The sequence below is a fragment of the Lentzea indica genome (genome assembly GCF_012184385.1).
In the GTDB taxonomy this organism is placed as follows: Bacteria; Actinomycetota; Actinomycetes; order Mycobacteriales; family Pseudonocardiaceae; genus Lentzea; species Lentzea indica.
In genome coordinates, this window is sequence record NZ_VSRL01000417.1 from 1 (window position 1) to 4,639 (window position 4,639).

The window sequence follows — 4,639 nt, forward strand, 5'->3', positions numbered from 1 at the left end:
GTGAGAAGGGTGTTCAGGTCGGTCGTCACAAACTGATCTTGAACACCCTTCGTCCGTCTGCAGCCACCGCCCGGACTTAGGACTTACTCGTCTAGGTCCGAACACCGCCATCTTCCTCCGAACAGGACACTTGCTGTCCGTTCCGCTCGCACTTGGCGGCGAGCAGTCGCGCTGACCTGCGGCCCCGCCACGTAGGTCCGGACACTCCGATCTGTTGTTGTCCGGATCTACATGGCGGTTTCGGTGCCGTGGGGTGGTTGGGGCCCCTTATGGGTGTCGAGGTCGTCGAGTTGCTGCTGGACGCGGGCGGCGTCAGTGTCACGGCCTTGATCCCGGTACAGCTGCACCGCCTCCCGCCACACCGCACGGGCCCGCTCGTGCTCGCCGAGGGCGACGTGCGGGTGACCCACGCGGTCGAGGGTGTCCGCGACCAGGTAGGTGTTGCCGAGGGCGCGGAACAGGGTGAGGGCGTGGTGGTAGTGGTCGAGGGCCTGGTGGTGGTCGCCGGTGCGGTGGGCGATGTAGCCGAGGCTGTCGAGGGTGTTCGCCTCGCCGGTGGGGTGGTGGTGTTGTCGGTGCAGGGTAAGGGCGGTGTGGCAGTGGTCGCGGGCGGTGTCGAACTCGCCCAGCCGCGCGGCTAACCAGCCCATCCCGTTGAGCGCGATAGCTTCCCCCACCGGCTGGTCGAGGGTGCGGAGGAGGTCGCGGGCGTGGCGGGCGTGGTCCAGGGCCCGCCGGTCGGTCCCCCCGCCGCTCCCAGGCGTCCGCGAGCGCGTGGTGGGTGTGGGCTTGTTCGGTGGGGTCGTGGTGGCGTGTGGCCAGGGCGAGGGCGTGGTCCAGGTGCTCGGTGGCCTGCTCGTGCAGGCCCAGCCGGGCATAGGCCTGGCCGAGGGTTCGGTGGGTGCGGATGTGGCTGGTGGGGTCGGGTAGGTGGGGCGGCGGCGTCGGCGGCGGCCCGCCACACGGCGAGCAGGTCGTGGTGGTGTCCCCGCCGGGCATGGAAGGAGTCCAGTGCCTGGGCGAGGTGCCAGACGACTGCGTGGCGGCCGAGGGTGGCGGCGGTGTGTTGGGTGGCCAGCAGGGTGGGGTGCTCGGCGGCCAGCCACGCCATCGCGGCCGTGGCGTCGGGCAACGGGTGAGGGTGGACACCACACGCGGGCGGCTCGGGATGCAGCAGCGGGCGGTGGGGTTCCAGGAGACGGTCGGCGGCGTGGACGGTGTGCAGGTGGAAGTCGCTCACCCGGACCAAGGCCGCCTCCCGCACCTCGTCGGGCAGGGCGTGGGCGGTGGTGGTGGCGTAGGCGCGCACCAGGTCGTGCATCGCGTACCGGCCACCCGGTCCCCGGTCGAGCAGGGACGCTTCCTCCAACGCTGTCAGTGCCCTGCGCGCGGCGGCCGCGGGTAGGTCGGTGAGGGCGGTCACGGCGGGCAGGGTGGTGTCCGGACCGGGGGCGATGCCGAGCAGGGCGAACACCACGCGTTGGGTGTCGGTGAGCCGGTGCAGGGACCAGGACAGGACGGTGGGCAGGCTGGCGGCGGGGTCGTCGTGGTGGTCGAGCATCTCCAGCCCCAGCTCCCGCAGCTCGGCCGCCACCTCGGCCAGCGCGACGGTGGGGTGGGTGGCGGCGGTGCGGGCGGTGATCGACAGCGCCAGCGGGAACCCCCCGCACAGCCCCACCAGCTCCTCCACCGCCTCCGGCTCGGCGGCCACCCGGTCGACGCCCAGGCGGGCGGTCAGCAGGGCGTGGGCCTCATCCCAGGTGAGGGTGCCGAGGGTGAGGTGGTGGGCGCCGTGCCGGTCGATCAACGAGGCCAACCTGCGGCGGCCGGTGACCAGCACCGTGCAGGTCGGGCTGCCGGGCAGCAGGGGGGTGACCTGGTCGGTGGTGGCGGCGTTGTCCAGCACGATCAGCATCCGCCGCCCCACCACCAGGCTGCGGTACAGCGCCGCTTGGGCGGGTAGGTCGGTGGGGATGCGGCTGGGTTCGACGTCGAGGGCGTCGAGGAACCCGCGCACCGCAGCCGCCGGGGCCGTCGGTTTCCCTGCGGGGCTGAAGCCGTGCAGGTCGACGAACAGCTGCCCGTCGGGGAACCGGTCCAGGTGCTGGTGGGCCCAGGTCAAGGCCAGCCAGGTCTTGCCGATGCCCCCAGCACCGCCAATCGCCGACACCACCAGCATCCCCGCAGAGAGGTCCAGGGCCGCAGTCAGCCGGTCGAGCTCGGCGGTGCGGCCGACGAACCCCGAGGGGATGGCGGGCAACTGCCGCGGCACCGGCCGCCCCGCAACAGCAGGGTGATGGAGGTGGATGTCGCCAGTAATCGTGTGGGCCTGCACCACGCTCGATACCGAGGTCGCGACCACCGTGTTCTGCACCTCAACGCCGGGTGGCTGCCCACCCGGCGGGCACTGCTCGCCCGCCTCTGCGGTGTCGTCGTGCTGGTCTTGGACCGTCATCACCCCACCCCCGCACCACCGCCTGGAAGACCCACGACGCTACGAGACGATCACCCCGCCCGGCCCAGGTACCGAGACGTCACCACCCAGACAGGCGAACATCACCCCTCGAACGCCACTGGTGCCCCGCCGAGGAAGTGATCAAGCGTCGGCGCGGCGGCATTCTCTCGGGCGGCGCCAGCGCCGCCTCACCGGCCCCGACAAGTACCTTCGGACGCCGACCCAGCCGACAACTAGGTCCGTACACCGACAAGTTCGGGTCTGTCAATCGAACGGCTCTGGCTCGTAGTCGGTGGTGACGTGGAGTGGCCGTCAGGGCAGAAGGATGCGGTGGCGGAGAAGGTTGAATCCCGCGCGTCCGTGCATCTGTCTCATGATCCTCTTGGTACGGGTGTTGACGCCTTCGGTGCGGCCGTTGTGGTAGGGCAAGGTGACGGCACCGTCCACAGCGGACCGGTCGATCTCGAGACCGTTGGTGAGACTGCGTAGATGCGGCAGATCGACGGCGCGAGCCTCCGCGATCCACTCGGTGAGCTTCACGTCGTTACCCGCAGCCGGCGTCAGCAGTGCGGCGAAGCCGCGTACCAGACTGGCGAGTGCGGTCATCTCGGGGCAGGCTGCGGCGATTTTCTCCAGCAGGGTCGTGTCCTTCGGGCGCAGGTTCCCCGGTTTGGTGAGCAGGAGGCGGCTGGCGTAACGGGAGGTCGTGACGGGGCGGTCGCCTTCGGCGCGGCCCTGGTTGAGGTAGCGGACCAGCAGGTTGGCACTGCCGGTGTAGCCCAGTTCGCGAATCTCCGCGAGCAGTTGGGTGACAGGGACCGCGGGATCGGCCGCGCGGCGGGCACGCAGATGATCACGGTAGGGGTCGACCAGGGTCGGGCGGTAGGTCGGGGTGATGCGCAGGGCCTGAGGTTCGGGCATGCGGGCGTAGCGTTTGACCGTGTTCAGGGCCACGCCGAGGCGGCGGGAGCAGTCGAGCAGACCGATCCCTTGGCCGAGTGATCGTGGACCTTGTTCCAGCGTTCGCGAGTGGTCTGCTCGTGAACGCGCCGGGGCGCGGCGGGTTGACGGTGGCCCAGCATCCGGCGTGCGCGCGGACCTCGAGCAGAACCTTGTCACAGAGATTCCGCCACAGGTGCCATCGGTCACTGACCTGCACCGCGTCGGGCAGGGCTCGGCGGACAGCTTCGGCGTATGTGGCCGAGCCGTCCCGGCACACGACCTCGACACCGGGGTGCTCGCGCAGCCACGACTCCAGGGTGGCCGCGTCGCGACCGGGCAGGACCGCGACACGCCGCCGGTCTCGGTATCGATGATGATCGTGGCGTAGCGCTGGCGGCGACGCAGGGCGAAGTCGTCCACGCCGATCACCCGCGGAATCGTCAACCGGGGCAGCGGCAGGCACCGCAGACGGCGCAACGCGGTGCTACGGGACATGGGCACAGCGAGCAGGCCGGCCAGGCGTGCGGCCGCCCGGCCACATAACTCTTGCGCCACATGGGATATCTGCCGGACAAGCCGCACCGTGCGGCGCTGATGGCGTTGCAGCAGTCCGGGAATCTGTTCCCGGAACGTCTGCCGCGGGCAGTTCCGAGCCGGGCAGACCAGCCGCCGTACGCGCAGGCGGACGACGACCTGGCGGCCATCGACCGGCACGTCCTTCACTGTCCGCTGGTGATACCCGTGCACCTTCGCCGTCGCAGTCCCGCAGGCCGGGCACGGCACGGCCACATCCCGAGTGCGGGCCGTGACCACCACCATGCCGCTGCCCTCCGCCACGTCCTCGATAACCAACGCTGAAAGTCCGGAGAACACCGTCCCCACAAGGGAATCGACAGCCATCACAAGATCATGATCGCGAACAGCTACCCGCCGTCACCACCGACTACGAGCCAGAGCCGAACGTTTTACAGTCCCACAAGTTCAGTCGGACCAGACAATCTGTGTCCTGTCCGGTCGAACTTGACGGAAAGCGGCTCGTTGAGCTGCACCTCGCCAAGTAGGTACGGACGCTAGCCGGAGAAATTGTTCCGACCTAGTTGGCGGAATCGGTTGCTGGTGGCGTTTCCGATGTGGGGTTGTGGTCCAGGGTTCCGGCAAAGTCGGGTAGGCCTTGGATGTGGGACGGGCACGGCTCTCTGGTTGATCATGTGAGTGTCTAAGTCCCATGATCGTGTGGAGTGC

2 protein-coding genes and 1 pseudogene are annotated in these 4,639 nt (G+C 69.6%); all 3 read right to left on the bottom strand.

Going from position 1 to position 4,639, the window contains the following annotated elements:
• Nucleotides 1-227: 227 nt before the first annotated feature.
• Entirely contained in the window at nucleotides 228-650 is a 423-nt protein-coding gene (locus FXN61_RS56080) for a tetratricopeptide repeat protein (protein WP_312878554.1), read from the bottom strand.
• On the bottom strand, nucleotides 638-2,455 hold the full coding sequence (locus FXN61_RS47385) for an NB-ARC domain-containing protein (RefSeq protein ID WP_312878555.1): 1,818 nt from the start codon (nucleotides 2,453-2,455) through the stop codon (nucleotides 638-640). Before FXN61_RS47385 ends, FXN61_RS56080 begins: the two co-directional genes overlap by 13 nt.
• Before the next feature lie 312 nt (nucleotides 2,456-2,767).
• Nucleotides 2,768-4,297 (bottom strand): annotated as a pseudogene (locus FXN61_RS47390) (ISL3 family transposase).
• Nucleotides 4,298-4,639: the final 342 nt, after the last annotated feature.